The sequence below is a fragment of the Sphingomonas sediminicola genome (genome assembly GCF_049991885.1).
Classification (GTDB): domain Bacteria; phylum Pseudomonadota; class Alphaproteobacteria; order Sphingomonadales; family Sphingomonadaceae; genus Sphingomicrobium; species Sphingomicrobium sediminicola.
Genome location: NZ_CP178916.1, coordinates 1461881 through 1482741, shown reverse-complemented (window position 1 = coordinate 1482741; position 20861 = coordinate 1461881). Strand labels below are relative to the sequence as shown.

19 protein-coding genes are annotated in these 20861 nt (G+C 62.3%); 8 read left to right on the top strand and 11 right to left on the bottom strand.

Going from position 1 to position 20861, the window contains the following annotated elements; all coding sequences use genetic code 11:
- The first annotated feature begins 676 nt into the window (after window positions 1-676).
- Window positions 677-1234 (top strand): hypothetical protein, encoded by a 558-nt coding sequence (locus ACMC5O_RS07655; RefSeq protein ID WP_187709267.1) that lies wholly within the window; start codon window positions 677-679, stop codon window positions 1232-1234.
- A gap of 81 nt (window positions 1235-1315) precedes the next feature.
- Here ACMC5O_RS07655 and ACMC5O_RS07650 read toward each other — a convergent pair whose 3' ends face one another.
- Entirely contained in the window at window positions 1316-2035 is a 720-nt protein-coding gene (locus ACMC5O_RS07650; protein ID WP_187709268.1) for a hypothetical protein, read from the bottom strand.
- A 171-nt stretch (window positions 2036-2206) separates the two neighbouring features.
- Between ACMC5O_RS07650 and ACMC5O_RS07645 the strand changes: the two genes are divergently transcribed.
- Window positions 2207-2908, top strand: coding sequence for an SOUL family heme-binding protein (locus ACMC5O_RS07645; protein WP_426692636.1), 702 nt, complete (start codon window positions 2207-2209; stop codon window positions 2906-2908).
- 7 nt (window positions 2909-2915) lie between these two features.
- Here ACMC5O_RS07645 and cysD read toward each other — a convergent pair whose 3' ends face one another.
- From cysD to ACMC5O_RS07630, 3 genes are read right to left on the bottom strand one after another with little or no spacing between them, the layout of a single operon-like run.
- Complete coding sequence (gene cysD / locus ACMC5O_RS07640) at window positions 2916-3818, bottom strand: sulfate adenylyltransferase subunit CysD (protein ID WP_187709270.1); 903 nt, start codon at window positions 3816-3818, stop codon at window positions 2916-2918.
- Window positions 3815-6337, bottom strand: coding sequence for a DUF2309 domain-containing protein (locus tag ACMC5O_RS07635; protein WP_426692635.1), 2523 nt, complete (start codon window positions 6335-6337; stop codon window positions 3815-3817). Before ACMC5O_RS07635 ends, cysD begins: the two co-directional genes overlap by 4 nt.
- 15 nt (window positions 6338-6352) lie before the next feature.
- Window positions 6353-7690: a proton-conducting transporter membrane subunit gene (locus tag ACMC5O_RS07630; RefSeq protein WP_426692634.1), complete on the bottom strand. Its 1338-nt coding sequence runs from the start codon at window positions 7688-7690 to the stop codon at window positions 6353-6355.
- A gap of 71 nt (window positions 7691-7761) precedes the next feature.
- Here ACMC5O_RS07630 and ACMC5O_RS07625 point away from each other — a divergent pair, with 71 nt between their 5' ends.
- Window positions 7762-8640, top strand: a complete 879-nt coding sequence (locus tag ACMC5O_RS07625; protein ID WP_426692633.1) for a LysR substrate-binding domain-containing protein — start codon at window positions 7762-7764, stop codon at window positions 8638-8640.
- Between the two features lie 149 nt (window positions 8641-8789).
- Here ACMC5O_RS07625 and ACMC5O_RS07620 read toward each other — a convergent pair whose 3' ends face one another.
- Window positions 8790-9644, bottom strand: coding sequence for a sensor histidine kinase (locus ACMC5O_RS07620; RefSeq protein ID WP_187709274.1), 855 nt, complete (start codon window positions 9642-9644; stop codon window positions 8790-8792).
- Window positions 9645-9925: 281 nt separating this feature from the next.
- On the bottom strand, window positions 9926-10399 hold the full coding sequence (locus ACMC5O_RS07615; protein WP_426692632.1) for an RNA pyrophosphohydrolase: 474 nt from the start codon (window positions 10397-10399) through the stop codon (window positions 9926-9928).
- Between the two features lie 98 nt (window positions 10400-10497).
- Here ACMC5O_RS07615 and ACMC5O_RS07610 point away from each other — a divergent pair, with 98 nt between their 5' ends.
- From ACMC5O_RS07610 to ACMC5O_RS07595, 4 genes are all read left to right on the top strand, one after another.
- Entirely contained in the window at window positions 10498-12375 is a 1878-nt protein-coding gene (locus ACMC5O_RS07610) for a 2-oxoacid:acceptor oxidoreductase subunit alpha (protein ID WP_426692631.1), read from the top strand.
- A 73-nt stretch (window positions 12376-12448) separates the two neighbouring features.
- Window positions 12449-13459, top strand: a complete 1011-nt coding sequence (locus ACMC5O_RS07605) for a 2-oxoacid:ferredoxin oxidoreductase subunit beta (RefSeq protein WP_187709275.1) — start codon at window positions 12449-12451, stop codon at window positions 13457-13459.
- A gap of 14 nt (window positions 13460-13473) precedes the next feature.
- Window positions 13474-14463 carry a metal-dependent hydrolase gene (locus ACMC5O_RS07600; RefSeq protein WP_281389422.1) on the top strand — a complete coding sequence of 330 codons (990 nt, stop codon included), beginning with the start codon at window positions 13474-13476 and terminating at the stop codon, window positions 14461-14463.
- A 10-nt stretch (window positions 14464-14473) separates the two neighbouring features.
- The gene (locus ACMC5O_RS07595; protein WP_187709277.1) at window positions 14474-15721 is read left to right on the top strand and encodes an SAM-dependent methyltransferase; all 1248 of its coding nucleotides are present in this window, start codon (window positions 14474-14476) and stop codon (window positions 15719-15721) included.
- Window positions 15722-15761: 40 nt separating this feature from the next.
- Here ACMC5O_RS07595 and ACMC5O_RS07590 read toward each other — a convergent pair whose 3' ends face one another.
- The 5 genes from ACMC5O_RS07590 to purF all read right to left on the bottom strand — a co-directional run bounded on the left by ACMC5O_RS07590 (window position 15762) and on the right by purF (window position 20341).
- Window positions 15762-16292, bottom strand: a complete 531-nt coding sequence (locus tag ACMC5O_RS07590) for a fasciclin domain-containing protein (protein WP_187709278.1) — start codon at window positions 16290-16292, stop codon at window positions 15762-15764.
- Between the two features lie 88 nt (window positions 16293-16380).
- Window positions 16381-16653: a hypothetical protein gene (locus tag ACMC5O_RS07585; protein ID WP_426692630.1), complete on the bottom strand. Its 273-nt coding sequence runs from the start codon at window positions 16651-16653 to the stop codon at window positions 16381-16383.
- A gap of 99 nt (window positions 16654-16752) precedes the next feature.
- Entirely contained in the window at window positions 16753-18102 is a 1350-nt protein-coding gene (locus ACMC5O_RS07580; RefSeq protein WP_426692629.1) for a peptide MFS transporter, read from the bottom strand.
- Window positions 18103-18152: 50 nt separating this feature from the next.
- On the bottom strand, window positions 18153-18866 hold the full coding sequence (locus ACMC5O_RS07575) for an SDR family NAD(P)-dependent oxidoreductase (RefSeq protein ID WP_426692628.1): 714 nt from the start codon (window positions 18864-18866) through the stop codon (window positions 18153-18155).
- Between the two features lie 17 nt (window positions 18867-18883).
- The gene (purF, locus tag ACMC5O_RS07570; RefSeq protein WP_426692627.1) at window positions 18884-20341 is read right to left on the bottom strand and encodes an amidophosphoribosyltransferase; all 1458 of its coding nucleotides are present in this window, start codon (window positions 20339-20341) and stop codon (window positions 18884-18886) included.
- Window positions 20342-20470: 129 nt separating this feature from the next.
- Here purF and ACMC5O_RS07565 point away from each other — a divergent pair, with 129 nt between their 5' ends.
- Complete coding sequence (locus ACMC5O_RS07565; protein ID WP_187709849.1) at window positions 20471-20860, top strand: MerR family transcriptional regulator; 390 nt, start codon at window positions 20471-20473, stop codon at window positions 20858-20860.
- Window position 20861: the final 1 nt, after the last annotated feature.

Genomic DNA, 20861 nt, shown 5'->3' with positions numbered 1-20861 from the left:
CTTCTAATTCCTGCAGCGGCGCTGGCCTTGCTCGCGAGTCCTGCTGCCGCAGCCTGGGCGGGACAGCCCGCAACCGCTTCACATGAGAAAGCCGCCTCAACCAGCAAGACGCCGTCGGCCAAGATGGGCCGGGCCGAGTCTCAGTGCCTTAAGAATGCGCGCTCGAAGTACGAGGCGGGCTCGACGCGGAACCGTGCCGAGGCAAAGTGCAGGCAGGGCTCGCATATGAAGCACCGCAAAGCTGCACGGCCAACCGAACCGGCTAAGCAAAAGGGCTGATCTGTTGGTCCTGCACCCGCGGCTTTAATGGCGGTTAGGGCGGCCTGCTACTTCGGCAGGCCGCTCTTCCTTCTGGGAAGATTGGGGTGAAGTCTCGCAACTGACCACCCCTGGATCTCGTAAGGGCTGAACGTCGCCACGAACGATGTTGGTATCATCGCCCCTCTTGGGCGGACGATTCCGATCACGGTGCTCGTGGCAGATGCAACAGCGTCATCGGAGGAGTCGGCAAAAGTCATTTCGGAGATCGCGCGAGCGGCAACAGAGCATTTCCACGAATGCCCTTTCAGTCATAAACTGCTTTGGGTGGAAAACAGACGGTTGAACTGTGCGCTGATCCTTAACCCTTGCGCGCCTAGAGCCCCTCCACCTTCACGCGTACTCAGGGGTTTGTGAGATGAATGGTCGGATACTCGGCGTGTGTGCGCTGCTAAGCGCCGGTGCCGCGCGGGCGGAACCAGTCAGCGAAACTTATGCGACCGTCGGTGAGTGGGAAATTACAGCGGGAAACCACGGAGCATGCGTGATGCAGCGCTCTTATCTACTCAAAGACAACGGTGACCAGCAAACACTCGTCGTCTTCTACGATGCGCAAAAGAAAGGCGCCGTGCTCGGATGGGGCACCCGCAAACCAAAGCTTCCGCCCCTCAGTGACTCGCTCGACTTCGACCTCTCTTTTAGCCGGAAAGGATCGTCGCTGAACGAGACGTGGGGAAGCCAGCCATTTCAAATCGAAAAGGTCGGCGATGAATACAGATATAGCCATGTCTTTAAGGGCTCTGCAGACAGCGACCGCTTTCTTCGCGATCTCGGTTCCAGCGAGATGCTGGCGTTATGGCTGGGGCCAACCGTGATGATGGCCCGCTATCTTAACGCATCAGAGGCGGTCGAGAAGCTGCGCGAATGCTCGTCCAAAGTCGTGGGATTAGATACCAGCGCTCGCTTGCAAAAATAGCCGCTCCTGAAGTCAGCTCGGAGGTGACAGCGGACGCTCGCCTAATGGCAACTTTGGGTCGAAAACAGACATTCGGAAGCTTCAGCTCTTGGCGGCACCGCTGCCGGAATCGATCGCCCTTTTCGGAACAAAGATGGACTCGCACAGATCGATCTCGGCGAGGAATTCCTTTGTCAGATTGTCGGGTTGGACTGGGCTGATTCCCAGTTCGTCGGCGATCTTCTTCGAAACAGGCATGTTCCCTGCCCAGGTTCGATCTACCGAATATGCCATCGCCAGATTGCGGTAGATCGCCCGTCGGTCGTCAATCGACACCGGCCCGGCGAGTTCGTAGCCCTTGATAGCGAGCCATGCCTCGCCCTCCTCCTCTAGGCGCTTTGAATTGCCGTCGAGCTCGTCGTAGAACTCGGCATATTTCTGGCGGGCCTTCGCCGGCACATAGGCGAAGATGGTTCCATCCCGAGAGTCCCAGGCGCTGCGATAGGGCGCCATGGTTGGGGCTCCGTAGACGCTGATTTGCGGCAATTCTTGACCGTCCTGCGCCTTTCGAACCCAGTTCAGCAGTTCCTTGATACGCCGCATATTGCAGGCGCTTCCCCGGCTTCGAACGTCGTAGACGAACAGGTTCAGGCCGATCTCGTGATCGATGGTCCGCCTGAACTCGCGGACTTCGGCACGCATTTGCAAATTCTCGGCAAGCTGCTGCGCGCCCAGCGCCAGCAAGACGCCAAGCACGATAACGCCAACCTCACCCGCGAAAACGCGCCAGCCTTTCAACGGACGTGGAAGACGAATGCGCATGCGCTCGGGCCCTCAAGCGTTGCGGCAGCGTAACAGAAGCGTTTGTGGTCGCAATGGATTGAAAGGGATCTTCGCTAATGTCCGCAATGGGTCGAAGGCAGACTTTAGACACCGTACTGTTTTTGGGGACGGAACGCAGGCTCCACGAAGCCTTCTCCACCTTTATAAGTATTGCACGGCTGCAATGTCGCACCCATCTCGATCTCGCCAGCAAAGTGGAACTTGACAGTGAATCCTCTCAGTAAGGTCATAACAGGGACTGCGGCGGCCGCACTCGCTGGCGGAATTGGCTACTATCTGTATGAGCGGAACACGGAGCAGCCGAGCTTTCAACTCATCCTGAAGGATGGGCGCTTTGAAATCCGGGATTATCCGAAACTCCTGGTTGCGGAGACGGTGTCGCGCGGCTCCCGAAATGGCGCCCTCAAAAACGGTTTTCAGAAGCTCGCCGCTTATATCTTCGCGAAGTCGCGGGGCGGCGACAAAATCCCGATGACTGCGCCGGTGGTACAGGATCGTGAAAAGATTCCAATGACCGCTCCTGTCATGCAGGATGAAGCAGGCCAAGACGGTTGGCGGACGCGGTTCATCATGCCCGCAAGTCACCACCGTGAAACGCTGCCACAGCCGCCAGAAGGCGTGACAATCAGCGAGTTACCGTCCCGCAGAGTGGCGGTCATCCGCTTCAGCGGCCGTGCCGACGATAATGCGGTCGCCCAGATGGAATCTACCTTGAGAAAGTGGATGTCATCGCGCGCCCTTCGCGCAAGCGCGCCCGCCGAGTACGCCTTCTATAATTCGCCCTTCATCCCCGGGCCTCTAAGGCGCAACGAAGTACTCATTCCCATCGAGCTGGCTGAAGCTCACAAGTAGCCATCGATTAGAAGTAGCCTTCCGCTTTCTTCCGCTCCATTGCTGCCGCCTCCTCGTGGTCGATCAGGCGGCCGGCACGCTCAGAGGTTCTGTCGATCAAGGTCTCCGCAATGATCTGTTCCACGGTCATAGCCGGACTTTCGATCGCCGCGGTCAGAGGATAGCAACCGAGCGTCCTAAACCGAATCTTGCGAGCACGCGGCGTTTCGCCAGGCTCGAGACGCATGCGATTGTCGTCGGCCAGGATAATGCTCCCTCCACGCTCGACGGTCCGGCGCTCCTGGCTGAAGTAAAGCGGTACGATCGGGATTCTCTCCCTGTGGATGTAGAGCCAGACGTCAAGTTCGGTCCAATTGGACAATGGATAAACGCGGATCGATTCGCCTCTCGCCTTCCTGGCATTAAGAACGTTCCAGATCTCGGGCCTCTGGCGTTTCGGATCCCAGCGATGTGTGGCTGTGCGGAGTGAGAAAATGCGCTCCTTGGCTCGGGCCTTCTCCTCGTCTCTGCGAGCTCCGCCGAACGCCGCGTCGAAGCCGTACCGGTCGATCGCGCGTTTCAGCGGCTGGGTAAGCATGTTGTCGACATAGATGGATGTCGGCGTATCGAACGGGTTGATTCCCCGCTCAGCAGCCTCGTTGCTCGACTCTACGAGCAGTTCCAGCCCATGCGCGGCCGCCATCCGGTCGCGGTGCGCGAGCAGGTCGCGGAAGTCCCAACCCGATGCGATGTGCAAGAATGGAAACGGCGGACGTGCCGGGTAGAATGCTTTCAGCGCGAGCTGGAGCAGTACCGAGCTATCCTTGCCAACCGAGTAGAGCAGAACGGGTCGTTGCGCCTCGGCGACCACTTCACGAAAGATGTAAATGGACTCTGCCTCGAGCCGATTGAGATGGCTTAGCGCGTTCACGCGTCGACTAGTCGCGCACCGAGGGTTTCGCCTTCCTGTTCCTCGATTTTCAGGCCCGGTTTCGCGAACTCTTTGACTGTGCGCCAGCAGCGAAATCGCCCTGTGTTCGGTTCGACTGCGATGAGCTGCACCCAACCATTGCCGAACAGGCGCTGGAGGATGGCGTTGCGATCGATGATCTCCTCCAACCGGTCGAGCGGCGCCTCGACGATGGTCAGCAGCCTCTGCGGGACATGATAAGGTACGCCCTGATCATCGTAGAGCGATTGCCGCGGCAGCCCAACCCGAAGATCGCCGCCATTGCCCTGCACGACGCCAATCCCACCTAGGACGTTGTGGGTGATCTTATCGCCTGCCCCGAACCGGCTATTGTCGACGGTGGAGAAAAGATATTGGCAATTGATCCATTGAGCCACGATCATTGGCGCGGTGAGGATGACCTCGAGTGCAGCTCCAGTGGGGTCGCTCGCCCAGTTGTAGCTGTGCAGGAACACCCGTCCCTCAAGATTTGCGTCTTTGGTCAGTTCTCTCGGCCCGACGATGAACGCGGCATTGCCTGCCAGGCCCCACTCGGGACGGACCTCGCCCCAATGCTGGGATCCGACGAGCAGGTCGCGAGCGGAGCGACCAAGCCTTTGGCCGCGTTCTTCCCGGCACCGGTCGCCGGCGGTTGAAAGGTCTGCCTTGAGGTTGGCCAGATCCTGCTCGTGGGTCGCGGGAATGAGCTGCGTATCGAAGACTCTCACGAAGTCGCGCGTCGTGTCGTGCTCGGCTCCAACGAATACGGTGTCAGCCGGGATTTCGACGGAGTCTTCCGCCAAAGCTTTGCGGACGTCCGCATCGTTCAAGATTGCCGCTAGCAGCCGTGCGTTTTCGCCGCCCCGATGTCCGCCGCAGGCCCCGCAGTCCAGGGCGCTCGCAAACGGGTTGTTCACGGCGTGACTTCCGTGACCGACCAAGACGACAAGCCGAGCCAGGTTTGTTCCGAGGCCAGTCATCGAGAAGAGCGACCGAGCATAGTCGACCTGGTCGGAAAGAGGGATCCTGCTTCGGTCTGGCGCGAAGCAACTCTCATCACGCCCGCTCAGCGATTTCAGGGAGGGACCGACGCAGCTTTCGACCATCCGCGCGGCTGCAAGCGGCCCGGTCGCCTCGGCAGCGGCGAAGGATGTTCCGATCCCATTCTTGATCGCGTCGAAGATGCGCTGTGCAGAGGATCGTCTGAGCTTTTTCGCCCATGATTTCCGGGCTCTGGTTTCCTGCCCAACTGCAGGCCCTTTGACGACCGCGTGCGCGGGCCTGAGGAGGACTGGGAGCAGATTCCGGCTGGAGGCCCCATCGGCAGACGTCAGCGATATTGGAAGACCGAAAAACCCGGCGTAGCCCAGCGTCTCGTAGGTGCCCTGGCTTTCGATGGCACGACGGAAAGGTTCCGAACGAACGTCGATACAAAAGACGAGCTGCGCCGTCGGCCGGCCATCGGCAGGCGAAGTGCTGGCGCTGCCGCGGATACGCTGGACGATAGAGCCTCGAAACGTGCGCTCTGCCGCCTCCATGAACATGAGACCCAAGTCGTCCTCATGGAGAGATCCAATTTCCCGCAGTGCGCAGCGGCCTTCCGCATGCAGGCTCCGCTGGTCCGCGCCGATGTCGAAATGGCCCAAGAGTTCCTCGGTTGCATCGACATGAAGCTCGTCCGCCCGCCAAGTCCAGCGATCGGGTGCGCTGCGCAGAACGAAAGTCCACAAGGCAAGTAGATCCGCCGCGGAAGCAGGCGCATCCTCGACCAGGTCTCGACCCGCGTACTCATTCCGCCAACGAATGTGGCCAGCCCAGCCAGGGAGGCGTGCGACCAGTTTCTTCAGCACGGCGCCCCATTGATGAAAGGGGATGCCGAGTTCGCGCAGACCGGCTTCAATCTCGCGGAGGGGGTCTTCAGCAAACTCACCCGGGGGAGATGCGTCGGTGACGATCTCCGCAAGGCGCCTATCGGCTGACAGAAGCGGGATAACGGCTCGATAGAGACCCGCGCGACGGCCGGGCATCAGAGAACCTGAGGTCTGGGAGAAGAAGGCGCCGCACCATTTGGCGATCAGCGCGTCGGCGGGAGCGAAGCGGTCCTCGTCCTCAAATTGCGAGCGCGGCTCGATGTCCAGCAGCCGAGCCAATAGCAGGTCAAGTTTCGAGACATTGGGACCGATCAGGGCGAACGCTTGTTCGAGTCCGCCGAGCCGCGTGATGGCAACATCACGTAGCGCGGAGCGGTCGATCCGCCCGTTCTCGACCAGTTGACGCCAAGAGTTGAGCGGTAGCGTCGCTCGCGCATTGAACGTCCGCGCCGCATCCTTCACGGCCTCAGCAAAGGGGCGATCCTCAAACGAGCACAGAGGATTGACCGCAATTGCGGATTGAAGCGGCCATAGTGGCGGGACGATCCGCCCAGCTTCTTCGACCAGCCTGGCGACATCGGGCGCGGCAGCTAAATGCTGGAAATTGCCTGCGGGGATCGGTTTGTTCATGATAGGGTCTCCGTTTTACCGGGCGTGAAGCACGCCCGCGTTCAGCAGGACGAGGTAGAGAGGTCGGGGAAGGCCACGGGCGGCGAAGCGTTGCTGGACAATCCAGCCGATCGCGATGACCGCCGCGATGGCGATCGGAACGGCGATGGGCATCTGGTGCGATGCAGGCCCCTCCAGGCGGCTATCAAGTGTCTCCGCTACCAGCAGGCTCATTCCGAGCAGAGGGACCACCAAGGCGATCGCCACCCATCGCGTTTTGCCGGCGGCTAAAATCGCCACGGCGAGCGTCATCAGTGCAAGGAACATGCCCACGAGGCTGACCTGCTCGAGCGGGGTAACGAGATACATCACCGTAGCGGCGGCCGAGGCGCCGAGCAGCACGAGCACTGCGGTTCTGGCACTGAACTCAGCGCGGTCGCGCCGCACAGGCAGGCCGATCGTGGAACCCGCGTTGAGGAAGAGCCACGATTTGAACAAAGCGTGGCCGATAATGTGCCAGAGCGCCGCGCCGTATGCGCCGAGGCCGCAAGAGAGCACCAGGAAGCCCATTTGCGCGACGGTCGATCCGGCAAGCACTCCCTTCACGTCGGCTCGGACGAGCATGATGCCCGTCCCGTAAATGGCCGCGAGCAGTCCGGCTGCGATTGCGGCGAACTGAGCGATCGGCGTCGCCTGAAGCACGTCACCAAAGCGAATAAGCAGGAAGCCGCCAGCGTTGACGAACCCGCCGTGCATGAGTGCGGAAACCGGCGTTGGAGCCGACATCGAACCAAGCAGCCATCCGGAGAACGGGGGCAGAGCCGAGCGCGCCATGGCGGCAATCAGGATCAGCAGGCTCGCGGTTATGGCGATTTGCGGGTTGCCCCCCGCCGCTGCTGCAGCCACGCCCAGCTCAAGCGAACCGGAATTCCAGTAAAGCAGCGCGAGTGCCCCAAGGAGCGCGACGTTCGAAACAGCGAATGCAACATTACATCTACGACGCGCCTGCATCGCTTCACTGCAGCCCGCGACATGCCCCACGAGATTGGCGAGAACGGCACCGCTGACCAACCAGGCTAATGCGAACGCGATGATGTTCGGTGCCCAGGCGAGCACAAGCAACGTTGCTACGAAGCATGCCACGAGAAGCGCGTAGCGGGATTGATGGGCGTCAGCTCTCATGTGTCGCTCTGAGAACTGCAGAACCACCGTGCTGATGAACAGCGTCAGCGCAGACATCGAGAGTGCAAGGATGTCGACGGCCTGGCCCGCCGCAGCCACGCCGGCGAAGGCGAATGAGCCCAGGATCAGAGCGGCAAAGCTGACTCGCGATGCGACCGTCAGCCAATCGATGCGGGTGATGAACTGGATCATGCGACAGCAGGTCGCTCAGAAGTTACAATTGAACAAACGAGTTATTGCAATGCCAATGATTGATGACGTAAATGATGCTGATGCTCGCGAGGAACTTGGATCTCGATCTCCTGCGCTGTTTCAGTATCATCGTTGAGGAGGGGGGATTTACGCGCGCTGGCGTTCGGCTAGGGCGGACACAATCGACTATTAGCCTCCAAGTGAAGCGCCTCGAGGAACAGGTTGGACGAACCCTGTTCGAGCGAAGCCCAAGGTTGCTGAAGTTGACGCCTGACGGCGAGCGGCTGCTCGGTCCTGCCCGCGAGCTTCTCCGGCTTCATGACCAGACGATTGCCAATCTTCTCGAGCCGGAAGTTGCCGGAACCGTCACGCTGGGCGTTCCAGAGGATTTTGCCACCGCACATTTGCCCAACGTCCTCCAGCAATTCGCCGAAGCGCATCCTTTGATCGAGCTCGAGGTGACTTGCGACCTTACCCTGAACCTCCTCGACCGGTTCAAAGGGGGCGGCTTCGATCTCGTTCTCGTGAAGCGCGAACCCGCTGCGCCGATCGAAGGCGTGCGCGTGTGGCGCGAAGCGCTCCTGTGGGTGGCCAGGGAAGGCTACCGCGTCCGTGACGGAGAGGTGATCCCATTGGTCGTCTCGCCCGAGCCGTGCGTATATCGCAAACGCGCGACCATGGCGCTGGATGCGGTCGGGCGGCCTTGGCGGATTGCCTACACATCCACCAGTCTCGGAGGTGCTCAGGCCGCGGTCAAAGCAGGGTTGGGCGTGACGGTATTACCGAGGGAGATGATCCCAAAGTCGTTGATTGCCGTGCCGGCCGACGCGGGCCTGCCGGAGCTCTATGAAACGGAAGTTGCCCTACTCAATCGGCCGAACATCTCATCGCCCGCGCGTAGGCTAGCGGAGCATATTCAGGACGCCTTAGAACGCGAGCGTCGCCAGTAGCGCTCAAGGCCGAACGGGAGAAAGAATGCCTGACAGTGGATTGCCAGTCCGAAAATGTATGAGACGAGGCGGGCAGTTTATGTCTGTTTTGGGTCGAAAGCGGACGTCCCTTTCGGGTGGAAAGCCGCCACTAACTCCTTATGCAGCGACTAACGTGCGCGGATCGTGCATCGAATGCCGTCGGCCTCGTACTCCAACTCAGCGCCCATTGCGGCGCGCTTCAAAAGCCGCGAGCCGAAACCACTCGTGGTCGGACGTGTAACGGGTGGGCCATCATGCTCCTTCCACTCGATCACAAGTGTGCCGTCATTTGTGGTCCAAGTCACAGCGACGCGTCCCTTGGGGTCGCTCAACGCCCCATATTTGACCGCATTGGTGGCGAGTTCGTGCAATGCGATTGTCAGTGACACCACATCCTGGCTTCCCAATGAGCGCGCGGGTCCGGAAAGACAGAATGGATCTTGTTGACCTCTGAATGGCTGAACAGCAGCCTCAACTACCTCCCTAACATCGGCGGATGGGCGCGCCACGTGACTGTTCAGAAGTTTGTTGGCTGCTGCGAGCGCGTGCAGCCGACCAGCGAATTTGAGGAACTCTGGGGTTTCGCTCCCAAAACTCTGAAGCGCCATTGACTGCACAATCGAGAGCGAGTTCTTGAGTCGATGCGACAGTTCTGAGGCAAACAGCTGCTGATTTTCGGCTCGCTCCTTCGCATGAGCTAGCTCCACGACTAATCTGCGCTGTTCACTGCGCCGATACAGTTCCGTCGTGCCGAGAATGACGGAAGTAACCATGAAGTAGCCCGTCATTGCGATGATGTCGTCTGGCGCAAGTGTCCGCGTTTCCGGCCAAAGGATGAAGCGCCACGCCAGGGCACCGCCGACGACCATCGTCGTAAAACCTGCCCAGAGGCCCGCTGCCATCGTCACGACGCAAACGCCGATGACAACCGAGAAGGTCGGCAGCAGGTCAGGCTCAAACGGAAGCAGCCATCGGATACCCACTGCTACTGCGCCTACTACGCCACCGATGATGAACTGGCGAAATAGCGGTGTCTTAGCGGCCGTTAGGGAGTGCGGAGGGCCTAGCCCTACAGGCGAGCTTTCGCTCGAGCCTGCACCACCAGAAAACTCTGCCCAACGGTTCATTGCCACCCCGCACCATGCCAGCGACGCAGAACAGGCGACTCAACCCTCAGGAACTAGCGTATAAGTGTGAGCGATACGGCTGCGCAACAAAGCTGGGATCGATTTTGCTAATGGCAGAAATGGGTCGAAAGCTGGCGCTAGAGATAGTCCGCGAAATGTTGCAGAATGCGCCGGTACAGGTCGCGTTTGAACGGCACGATCAGGTCGGGGAGGTGGTCCGGGTCGATCCATTTCCAGTCGCGGAATTCGGGATGCTCGGTGGCGATGTTCACGTCGCTGTCTTCCCCAAGGAAGCGCGCGAGGTACCAGTCCTGTAGCTGGCCCTTCCACTTGCCGCCCCAAAGCTTGTCGCGAAGCTCTTCGGGGAGATCGTAGCGGAGCCGGTCGGGATGCGCGCTCAGCCGCTCGACAAGGCGGGGCGGGATCCCAGTTTCCTCTTCGAGCTCGCGTAGCGCGGTCGCCCAGGGCTCTTCGCCCTTGTCGATGCCGCCCTGGGGCATCTGCCAGGCATCGTCCGTATTATCGATCCGCGCCCCGACAAAGACTTTCCCTTCGCTATTGAGCAGCATCACGCCGACCCCGCGGCGGTAGAGATGATCGTCGTCGGCCATGAACCCGCCTTAGCGCGAGCATTAGAAGTGGCGAAAGAGGCGTCAGAGTCTTAAAGAGGCGCGCAGAAGAAACTCTCAGCGTTTGTAAGGACTCGCACGTGGCCACCGCCACCCATCTCATCACTGAGGAAGAAGCCGCCTCGCACCCAAGCGCCGAGGCCGTCGTCGTCCGTTTCGCGGGCGACAGCGGCGACGGCATGCAGCTCACCGGCGGACAATTCACACTCTCGACGGCGCTCGCGGGCAACGACCTCGCGACCTTCCCCGATTTCCCGGCGGAGATCCGCGCTCCGCAGGGGACGACGTTCGGAGTCAGCGCCTTCCAGATCAACTTCGGCTCGACCGCGATCGAGACCGCGGGCGACCAGCCCGACGTGCTGATCGCGATGAACCCGGCGGCGCTGAAGGTGAACGTCGACCAGCTTCGCGAGGGCGGGCTGATCATCGCCGACGAGGGCGAATTCTCGGCGCGCAACCTCGCCAAGGCGGGCTATGCAGAGAACCCCCTGGAGGACAGCAGCCTCGCCAAGTGGCAGCTGGTCCACTTCAACATTTCGCAGCTGACGCTCGATGCCGTGAAGCCGTTCGGCCTCGGCAACAAGGAGGCGCTGCGCTGCAAGAACATGTGGACGCTGGGGCTCGCGCTCTGGATGTTCGACCGCGACCGGCAGCCGATCGTCGACTGGCTCAACGCCAAGTTCGCCAAGGCGCCGGAGCTCGCCGAGGCGAACATCGCGGCGCTGAATGCCGGCCACGCTTATGGCGAAACGGTCGAGATCGGCGGCGTCCACCGGCACCATGTCGCGCCCGCGCCTGCGGAGCCCGGCCTCTATCGTACCGTCACCGGCGCGGAATCGCTTGCACTCGGTCTCGTCGCGGGTGCGAAGCTTGCAGGCTTGCAGATGTTCTTCGGAGGCTATCCGATCACGCCTGCGTCGGCGCTTCTGCATCACCTGTCGCGCCTGAAGGAATTCGGGATCACGACCTTCCAGGCGGAGGACGAAATTGCCGCCATCTGCTCGGCCATCGGCGCGAGCTATGCCGGCCAGCTTGGTATTACCTCGTCGTCGGGCCCGGGCATCGCGCTGAAAACCGAGGCGCTCGGCCTTGCGATCATGACCGAGCTTCCGCTGATCGTGGTGAATTCGCAACGCGGGGGGCCGTCTACCGGCCTTCCGACCAAGACCGAGCAATCCGACCTCTACCAGGCGGTCTACGGCCGCAACGCGGATGCTCCGCTGCCGGTCATCGCCGCGCGCTCGCCAGCCGACGCATTTGAATGCGCGATCGAGGCGGTGCGTATCGCCACGCGCTACATGACGCCGGTCATGCTCCTGACCGACGGTTATATCGCCAATGCGGCGGAGCCGTGGAAAGTGCCGGACATGAGCGGCTACGAGCCGTTTCCAGTCAGCTTTTTCGACAAGGCTCCGGCGGAAGGTGAGGCCGTCATGCCGTTCGCCCGCAACGGCGACCTAGCACGTCCGTGGATCAAGCCCGGTACCGAGGGCCTCGAGCACCGCATCGGCGGCATCGAGAAGCAGCCGGGCACCGGGAACATCGACTATTCGCCGGCCGCTCACCAGGAGATGACAGACACACGCGCGGCTAAGGTCAACAAGGTCGCGGAGAGCATTCCCGATCAGGACGTCTGCATCGGCAAGGCGGGCGCGAAGCTTGCGGTCGTCGGCTGGGGCTCGACCTTCGGGCCGATCCACCAGGCGGTGCGCCGCGCGCTGAACAAGGGTCAGGACGTCGCGCACGTGCACATCCGCCACATCTGGCCGATGCCGTCGAACATGGGCGACTTGCTCAAGAGCTTCGACAAGATCATCGTTCCGGAGATGAACACGGGCCAGCTCAAGACCGTGCTCCGCGACCAGTTCCTCGTCGACGCGAAGCCGCTCAACAAGGTCAGCGGCCACCCCTTCCGCATCGCCGAGATCGAAGCGGCGATCGAGAAGGCGCTGTCATGAAACCGATCAATCCCTGGCCGATGATCATCATGCTGATCCTCGTCTGCGTCTTGATCTACTGGGTACTGTACCGATGAACGAACTGACCAAAGTCACCACCGCCAAGGACTGGGCGAGCGACCAGGAGGTCCGCTGGTGCCCGGGCTGCGGCGACTATGCCGTTCTGAAGGCCGTGCAGCGGACGATGCCGGACCTTGGCGTCGCGCGCGAGAAGACGGTGTTCGTCAGCGGCATCGGCTGCTCCAGCCGCTTCCCCTACTACATGGCAAGCTACGGCTTCCACACGATCCACGGTCGCGCTCCGGCCTTCGCGACGGGGATCAAGCTCGCCAATCCGGAGCTCGACGTGTGGGTCATCACCGGTGACGGCGATGCCCTGTCGATCGGCGGCAATCACACGATGCATGTGCTTCGCCGCAACCTCGACTGCCAGATCCTGCTGTTCAACAACGAAATCTACGGTCTGACCAAGGGTCAATATTCGCCGACCAGCCGCGTCGGCACGCGCTCGCCCTCGACGCCGTTCGGATCAGTCGATCGGCCGGTGACGCCCTGCATGTTTGCGCTCGGTTCGGGTGCGCGGTTCATCGCTCGCGGGATCGATGTTCATAAGAGCCTGCCGGACGTGCTGAAGGCGGCTCACGCGCACAAGGGCGCGAGCTTCGTCGAAATCTACCAGAACTGCGTCGTCTACAACGACGACGTCTTCGCCAGCTTCACCGAGCGCAGCGTCGCGCAGGAGAAGCAGCTCTGGCTGCAGCCCGGCGAGAAGATGCTGTTCGCCAACGGCGAAAAGGGCCTCGCGCTCGACTGCGACCGGCTGTGCCTGAAGATCGTCGATGGCAGCGATCCATCGGTCATCGTCCATGATCCGAAGAACAAGGGCATTGCGGCGATGTTGATCGAAATGCCGCAGGGCTTCCCGGTTGCGCTCGGCGTCATCTACGAAGACCCCGCTCCGACCTTCGAAAGCGCGGTAATCGAGCAGAACGCCGCCGCCGCATCGGGCAAGAAGGCCGATCTTCAGGCCTTGGTCTCGAAGGGCCAGACCTGGCAGGTCGAGAAAGAGCCGCACAAGCTCTGACCCGCTAGCCCAGCTTGGACAATCTCACCCACTCGATGGCCGGCTGGGCGCTGGGCCAGGCCGGTCTCAAGACGAAGACGCGCAAGGGCCTCGCCGCGCTGATCCTCGGCGCGAACATGCCGGACATCGATGTCTTCTTCGGCAATGCTCCGTGGGACCCGCTGGCGATCCACCGCGGCTTCACGCACGGAATCATCGGCGGAGTGCTGGTCATGCCGCCGATCCTCGCGGGATTGCTGTGGCTGCTCGACCGCTGGCAGGTCGGCCGCGGCAAGGGCTTCAAAAGCGGGCTGACGATGCACTTCGGCTGGCTGCTCGCATTGTCTTACATCGGCGCCGCCACGCATCCATTGCTCGACATGCTGACGACCTATTCGGTTCAGCTGCTCTCGCCTTTCTCGAATCGTTGGTACCACGCCGACGGCCTGTTCATCATCGACGTCTGGGTCTGGCTCGCGCTCGCGCTCGGCATCGGAATTTCCAAGGTGAAGGAGAAGAAAGGCCGTCCGTGGACGCGGCCGGCGCGGATCGCTGTTGCGTTCGTGCTATCCTATGTCGGTGTGAACCTCGTCATCACGGACAGGGCCAATGCCTCGGTCCGGGAATGGGCCGGGAGCCGCCCGGTCGAAGCGATCTTCGCCTCGCCGCCGCCGGTCGAGTTCTGGCGCCGCGACCTCGTCTGGCGAGAGGGCAATTGCTACCACCGAAGCAAATATGATCCGCTCGGTGGCGGGTTCGGGATGGTGACCACCTGTCAGCCGACGAACATGGGCGATCCGCTTGTTCGCGAGGCTATCCGGCAGGATCCCCGGCTTCGGAAGTTCCTGAAATGGTCGATCCTTCCGCAGGCCGATACGATCCGGGAGCGCTGCCAGGTCCGCGTTGCGATCGGCGACGCCCGTTACGGAGAGGGCAGGCGGTCGCGGCTTGCGCGTGAGACGGTCTTGCCGGTCGCCGCGCCGGGCTGCGCGCAAAACCTCGACAATAGCCGCTCGAATTCATAACTGGCGCGTCATGAGCTCGCGTGGTGCGCATCTGGTGCAGGGCGACAAGCGGTTCACGACAGGCGGCGGCCTGCTCGCGCGGCTTTTTGCGCCCGGATTCACCACCGTCCTCGACCTGATCGACCGGAAGCTTGAGAGCGGCGGCATCGACGCCACTATTCCGGATGGTACGCGCCGGCGGTTGGGATTCCGTGGGGCCGGCCCGGCAGCGCGGATCGAGATCAAGAGCTGGCTCGCCGTCGTGCGCCTGGCCATTTCCGGATCGGTCGGCTGGTACAAGGCGTGGGAGCTTGGCGAATGGACGTCGCCGGACCCGGTGCCCCTGTTCCAGCTGTTCAGCTCGAACGCCGTCTCGCTGGGCGAGCTCGGCAGGGCAAAGGGGCCGTTCCGCTGGATCAACGCGCTTGCCCACCGCCTGCGCGACAACGACCCGCGCCGAGCGAAGGAGAACATCTCCGCCCATTACGACCTTGGCAATGACTTCTATTCGGCCTGGCTCGACCAGACGATGACCTACAGCTCGGCACGGTTCGGGTCGGCTGAAGAGACGCTGGAGGACGCCCAGCTCCGCAAGGTTCACGACCTGCTCGACCGGCTCGGAATTGGCGAGCAGTCGAGGCTCCTGGAGATCGGTTCGGGCTGGGGAACGCTTGCGATCGAGGCGGCGAAGCGCGGCGCGCAAGTCGTCGGCCTGACCCTGTCCGCCGAGCAAAAGGCCTGGGCGGAGCAGCGCATCCGCGAAGCGGGCCTCGCCGACAAGGTAGAGATCAGGCTGCAGGACTATCGCCAGGTCGCAGAGCAGTTCGACGCCATCGCCTCCGTCGAGATGGTCGAGGCGGTCGGCCAGCGCTGGTGGGGCGCCTATGTCGACTGCATCGCCCGCAACCTGAAGCCCTGCGGCCGAGCCGCGCTGCAGTTCATCAGCATGGATCACGGCCTGTTCGACCGCTACGCACGCAACGCCGACTTCATCCAGACCTACATCTTCCCGGGCGGCCAATTGATCGACGAACCCCGGTTCGAAGCGCTCGCGAAGCAGCGCGGCCTCTCATGGGAGGCGCGCGTGGGATTCGGCCTCGACTATGCCGAGACGCTCAAGCGCTGGCGCGACCGCTACGACGCCGCCGTAGCGGCCGGAAAGCTGCACGAGTTCAACGCCGCCTTCCACGGCCTCTGGCGCTATTACCTCATGTATTGCGAGGGCGGCTTCCGCGGCGGCGCAATCGACGTCGCGCAGGTAACGATGGTGAAGGCCTGACCGCCGCGTAGCCCGCTCACCACGCGGCGGGAGGCTAAGCTCAGCCCGGAAGAACGACCGTATCGATGACGTGGATGATGCCGTTCGATTGCATCAGGTCCGTCTTGGTTACGGTTGCAGTGCGATTGTTCTCGTCGACGAGGATGACCTTGTCGCCGTCGAGCTTCGCCGTAAGTTGCGAGCCTTCGACGGTGGTGAGCTTTGCAGAGCCGCCGCCGGCCTGAATCTGCTGCACGAGCGCGGCGGCAGTCACCTCACCGGCCACCACGTGATATGTCAGGATCTTGGCAAGCTGATCGCGATTTTCCGGCTTCAGAAGATTCTCGACCGTTCCCGAGTCGAGCTTGGCGAAGGCATCGTTCGTGGGCGCGAAGACCGTGAACGGTCCTTTGCCGGCAAGGGTATCGGTTAGCTTCGCAGCCTTTACCGCGGTTACCAGCGTCTTGAAGTCAGGCGAGGCCGAAGCCGCCGCGACGATGTTGCCCTTGGGTGAGCCGCTGCCGGCGAATGCCGGAGCTGAGATGATCAAGGCGGCAGCCGCTGTGGCTGCGAAATAGCGGGATAACGACATTGGGAAGTCTCCAGAATTATCTTCGGAGGTTCCCAGTTATGACTCGTTGGCCGCCCCAGCCATACGGCACTTCGGGCATTCCCCGGGCTCAGGCCTTCGCCCATTCCTTCGATTTCTCGACGATCGTCACCTCGCGAAGGAGCGCGTCGACGCTCTCGGTCAACTCCGGAAGGAAGCTGATCTGGTGCCGTGCCCCGCGATAGGATTCGACCATCAGCAGCGCGTCGAGCAGGATCGGGACGACCACGCTCTCGGGGTCATCCAGTTCCGCGAGTGCCCGCAGCTTCTCGATTGCCTTGCGCCTTGCTGCTTCCGGATTCGACAGCGCCGCCGTCCGTCCGATCATCCAACCCATTTTCATGTGACCTCCACTTGAGGGCCACGATACGCCTTGCTGCACTGCAGTGAAGTTCGAGCGGTCTTACTGGCGGAGCGTCTCGCCGATACCGCTGTTAGACGATCAGTTGGAACAGAGGCCGAGCGCCGTCGCCAACGATTTCCTCACGGCGAGGATCAGCAAGGAGCCGCCGAAGGCGATCCCAGCGACTAGCGTCCAAAAGGCGACGTTGCTCATTTCCCCGTAGAAGCTGCCGACCCATCCCATTAGCACGGTGCCGAAGAAGAGGGAGAGGAATGATCCGCCGATCATGGTCGAGTTGACTTTCGCAGGAGCGGATTTCGAAATGATCGCGAGCGCCACTGGCCAGTACCACATGAACGCAAAGCCCATTCCGAAATAGCCGGCAAGCGCCCACAAGACCGAGACCTTGCCGTCGGCATCCGCCATGAGGCAGCCGGCGACGAATAAGAGCGCCGATGCGCCCGTCATCGCGAAGCCGATGAGCAGCTTGGTGAGGGCCTCCGGCTCGACGTTCCGGCGCGCTTGCGACGCCCAGAGCCCGACGAGGACCGGCGCGATAATGATGCTCGCGAAGCTGTCGACGGAATTGAACCAGCTTGCCGGAATCGGACCGAGGCTGACCTTCTCGTCGATCCATACGATCCCGACGTTCCAGATCATGGTGTAGGATATCAGGGCGGGGATGAACGTCGCGATCAGGAACAGGATCGCCCAAACCCTTTTCTTCTCAGCGGTGGTGAGCGGCGGAAGCTTGGATCGCGCGGACTTTTCCGCTTTGCTGTTGGGCAAATAGCGCTGGCCGCCGAGATAGATGGCGAGAGCCACAAGCATGAGGACTGCGGCGAGGGCGAACCCGGCATGCCAGCCGTAGATGGCGGCGACCGTTCCGGTCCCAAGCGGGCCCGCGACTGCGCCGATGTTGATGCCGGTCGAGAATATCGTGAAGCCGCGTTCGCGAAGGGATTCGGAAGTGGGCGGATAGAGCTTGCCGACCTGCGCTGAGATATTCCCCTTGAGGAAACCGGACCCGGCGATCAGCAGCAGCAGGGCGAGCAGAAAAGTATCGTCCCGCGACATTGCGAGATGGCCGGCCGCCATCAGCAATGCTCCAAGCGTAACCCCTCGCTTCGTCCCGATGAACCGGTCCGCGATCCAGCCGCCGAGAAGCGGCGTGAAGTAAACGAGGCCGCCGTACCAGCCGTAGATGAGGGATGCGAAGGCCTGATCCGACATCGGCCCGCGGAATTCGAAAGCATGGCGGAGCGTCGCAAGACCGATGACGTGCTCGGCATGGCCGGGAAGTAGAAGCTGCTTGACCATGTACAGCGCCAGCAGCGCAGTCATGCCATAATAGGAGAACCGCTCCGCGAGTTCGGTTACCGAAAGGATCGCAAGCCCGGGCGGATGGCCACGGAGCGTCTTGCCCGTGATGCTGCTTTCCTCGTGCATGCTTGCCCCCTCCGGGGACCGTGCGCTTGCGAAGAGGAAGTTGGCAAGCCCTAGGGCGCGCGCACCAGCTCGCCGGTCTGCGCAACCGATGCCAGGCGTTCCAGGATGAAGGCCGCGACGGCTTCAGGCGGCTTCACGCTCTCCGGCTCTTCGCCGGGGAAGGCTAGCTGGCGCATGCGGGTGCGGGTCGCGCCCGGGTCGACGATCTGCACGCGGATCTTGCCGGTATGCTCCGTCTCGTCGGCATAAGCGCCGAGAAGGTTCTCCAGCGCTGCCTTGGAAGAGCCGTAGGCCCCCCAGAAGGCTCGCGGTTCGTGGCCGACGCTCGACGTCACGCCGATCACGTCCGCCCGCTCGGCCTTGCGCAGCATCTGGTCGAACGCGGCGATCAGCGCTTGGTTGGAGCCGACATTGAGCGTCAGAATCCGCGAATATTCCTTGGGGTCGATATGCTCGACCGGAGTGAGCGAGCCGAGCATGGCCGCGTTGAGGACGAGGATGTCGAGAGCGCCCCACCGCTCCGACACGGCTGCGCCCAGCTTGCCGATGGCTTCGCCGTCGGTGAGGTCGAGCGGCGCGATCGTCGCGCTCCCGCCAGCCGCATGGATGCGGTCCTCGACCTCTTCCAATGCCTTGGCGGTGCGGGCGACGAGGATGACGTGCGCGCCCTCTCGGGCGAGAGCTTCGGCAGTCGCGGCGCCAATGCCGCGGCTTGCGCCGGTGACAAGCGCAAGCTTGCCGGAAAGCGGTTTCGAATCAGACATGGAGGCGCGTGTAGCGGCTAGCGCGCGGCGACCAAAGACAGGGTCGAGCCCGGATCGTTTTCCTCAGCGTCGGTCAGCCGCGTCGGATACTCCCCGGTGAAGCAGGCGTCGCAACGCTGCGGCTGCTGAGCGTTGCGCTGGTCGCCAAGCGCTCGGTACAGGCCATCGATCGAGATGAAGGCGAGGCTGTCGGCGTTGATGTAATCGGCCATGCCCTCGACGCTCATCTGCGCGGCGAGCAACTTCGCCCGCTCCGGCGTGTCGACGCCGTAGAAGCAGCTGTGTCGCGTCGGCGGCGAGGCGATGCGCATGTGCACTTCACGGGCCCCGGCATCGCGCATCATCTGGACGATCTTCACGCTGGTCGTTCCGCGCACGATGGAATCGTCAATGAGGACGACGCGCTTGCCGCGGATAAGCGCGCTGTTGGCGTTGTGCTTCAGCTTCACGCCCAAGTGGCGGACTTCCTGGCTCGGCTGGATGAAGGTCCGGCCGACATAGTGCGAGCGGATGATGCCAAGCTCGAACGGAATGCCGCTTTCCTGGCTGAAGCCGATCGCTGCCGGAACTCCGCTGTCCGGAACCGGAACCACGAGGTCGGCTTCGACCGGGGCCTCGCGGGAAAGCTCCGCGCCGATCTTCTTCCGGACTTCGTAGACGGATGTGCCGTCGACGATCGAATCCGGGCGCGAGAAATAGACGTGCTCGAAGATGCAGGGGCGGGGCTCTGCCATCTCGAACGGGCGGAAGGAGCGGATGCCGCTACCATTGACGATCACTAGCTCGCCGGGATCGATCTCACGGATGAAGCTTGCGCCAATCACGTCGAGCGCGACCGTTTCCGAAGCGAAGATGGTCGCTTCGCCCAGCTTGCCCATGACGAGCGGACGAATGCCCAGCGGGTCCCGGCAGGCAATCAGGCCTTCTTCCGTCAGGACGACGAGCGAATAGGCGCCTTCGACCTGCTTCAGCGCGTCGATCAGCCGGTCGGTAGGGCTCGCGGCCTGCGATGTCGCGACGAGGTGGATGATCACCTCCGTGTCGCTGGTCGACTGGAAGATGGAGCCGCGGCGGTTGAGCGTGCGGCGCAGCTTCATCGCGTTGGAGAGATTGCCGTTATGGGCAACGGCGAAGCCGCCGTCGTTCAGCTCGGCGTAAAGGGGCTGGACGTTTCGGAGCGCGGTTTCGCCGGTCGTCGAATAGCGAACGTGCCCGATGCCTGCGCGGCCGAGCAGCTTGCGCATGATATCGTCTTTGTCGAAATTGCCGGCCACGTGCCCCATCGCCCGGTGCGAATGGAAATGGGCGCCGTCGTAGCTGGTGACGCCCGCCGCTTCCTGGCCGCGATGCTGCAGGGCGTGAAGCCCAAGCGCGACGAAGCTCGCGGCGTTATCGGCACCCCAGATGCCGAAGATTCCGCACTCTTCGTGCAGTGTGTCCCCGTCGAGGGGTTCGAACGGATTTGTGGTGAGCATCGTCCCCGAGCCAGCGCTGCTAGAGCCGTCATATAGGTGTGGGGTGGCGCTTTGTCGCCCCCTGCCTGAACCTCAGTTGAAATCCTCACGCCAGTTGACGTTTACGTGAACGTAAAGCATAGCGCCGCCATGGACGCGGAGAGGCGTTTCTATTCGATCGGGGAGATGTGCGACGCGTTCGGCGTCACCGCCCGCGCGCTCCGATTCTACGAAGACGAAGAGCTGATCGCGCCCGAGCGGCGCGGCACCACGCGGCTCTATACCGATCGCGACCGCGCCCGGTTGACCTGGATCCTCCGCGGCAAGTCGGTCGGCTTCAGCCTCAACGACATTCGCGAACTGCTCGACCTCTACGATGTCGGGGACCAGCAGCACACGCAAATGCTCGCCACCCGCGACCGCTGCCGCGAGCGGGTCGTCGCGCTCCGCCGCCAGAAGAAAGACATCGACGCCACGATCGCCGAGCTCGAAGAGTTCTGCGGCTTCCTCGACGAACGCCTCGACCAGAAGGACAGCTAGA

Coding starts and splice junctions, on each gene's coding strand:
- ACMC5O_RS07655 (WP_187709267.1), top strand. CDS start 677: ATGAATGGTCGGATACTCGGCGTGTGTGCGCTGCTAAGCGCCGGTGCC.
- ACMC5O_RS07650 (WP_187709268.1), bottom strand. CDS start 2,035: ATGCGCATTCGTCTTCCACGTCCGTTGAAAGGCTGGCGCGTTTTCGCG.
- ACMC5O_RS07635 (WP_426692635.1), bottom strand. CDS start 6,337: ATGAACAAACCGATCCCCGCAGGCAATTTCCAGCATTTAGCTGCCGCG.
- ACMC5O_RS07630 (WP_426692634.1), bottom strand. CDS start 7,690: ATGATCCAGTTCATCACCCGCATCGATTGGCTGACGGTCGCATCGCGA.
- ACMC5O_RS07625 (WP_426692633.1), top strand. CDS start 7,762: ATGATGCTGATGCTCGCGAGGAACTTGGATCTCGATCTCCTGCGCTGT.
- ACMC5O_RS07615 (WP_426692632.1), bottom strand. CDS start 10,399: ATGGCCGACGACGATCATCTCTACCGCCGCGGGGTCGGCGTGATGCTG.
- ACMC5O_RS07605 (WP_187709275.1), top strand. CDS start 12,449: ATGAACGAACTGACCAAAGTCACCACCGCCAAGGACTGGGCGAGCGAC.
- ACMC5O_RS07595 (WP_187709277.1), top strand. CDS start 14,474: ATGAGCTCGCGTGGTGCGCATCTGGTGCAGGGCGACAAGCGGTTCACG.
- ACMC5O_RS07590 (WP_187709278.1), bottom strand. CDS start 16,292: ATGTCGTTATCCCGCTATTTCGCAGCCACAGCGGCTGCCGCCTTGATC.
- ACMC5O_RS07585 (WP_426692630.1), bottom strand. CDS start 16,653: ATGAAAATGGGTTGGATGATCGGACGGACGGCGGCGCTGTCGAATCCG.
- ACMC5O_RS07580 (WP_426692629.1), bottom strand. CDS start 18,102: ATGCACGAGGAAAGCAGCATCACGGGCAAGACGCTCCGTGGCCATCCG.
- ACMC5O_RS07575 (WP_426692628.1), bottom strand. CDS start 18,866: ATGTCTGATTCGAAACCGCTTTCCGGCAAGCTTGCGCTTGTCACCGGC.
- purF (WP_426692627.1), bottom strand. CDS start 20,341: ATGCTCACCACAAATCCGTTCGAACCCCTCGACGGGGACACACTGCAC.
- ACMC5O_RS07565 (WP_187709849.1), top strand. CDS start 20,471: ATGGACGCGGAGAGGCGTTTCTATTCGATCGGGGAGATGTGCGACGCG.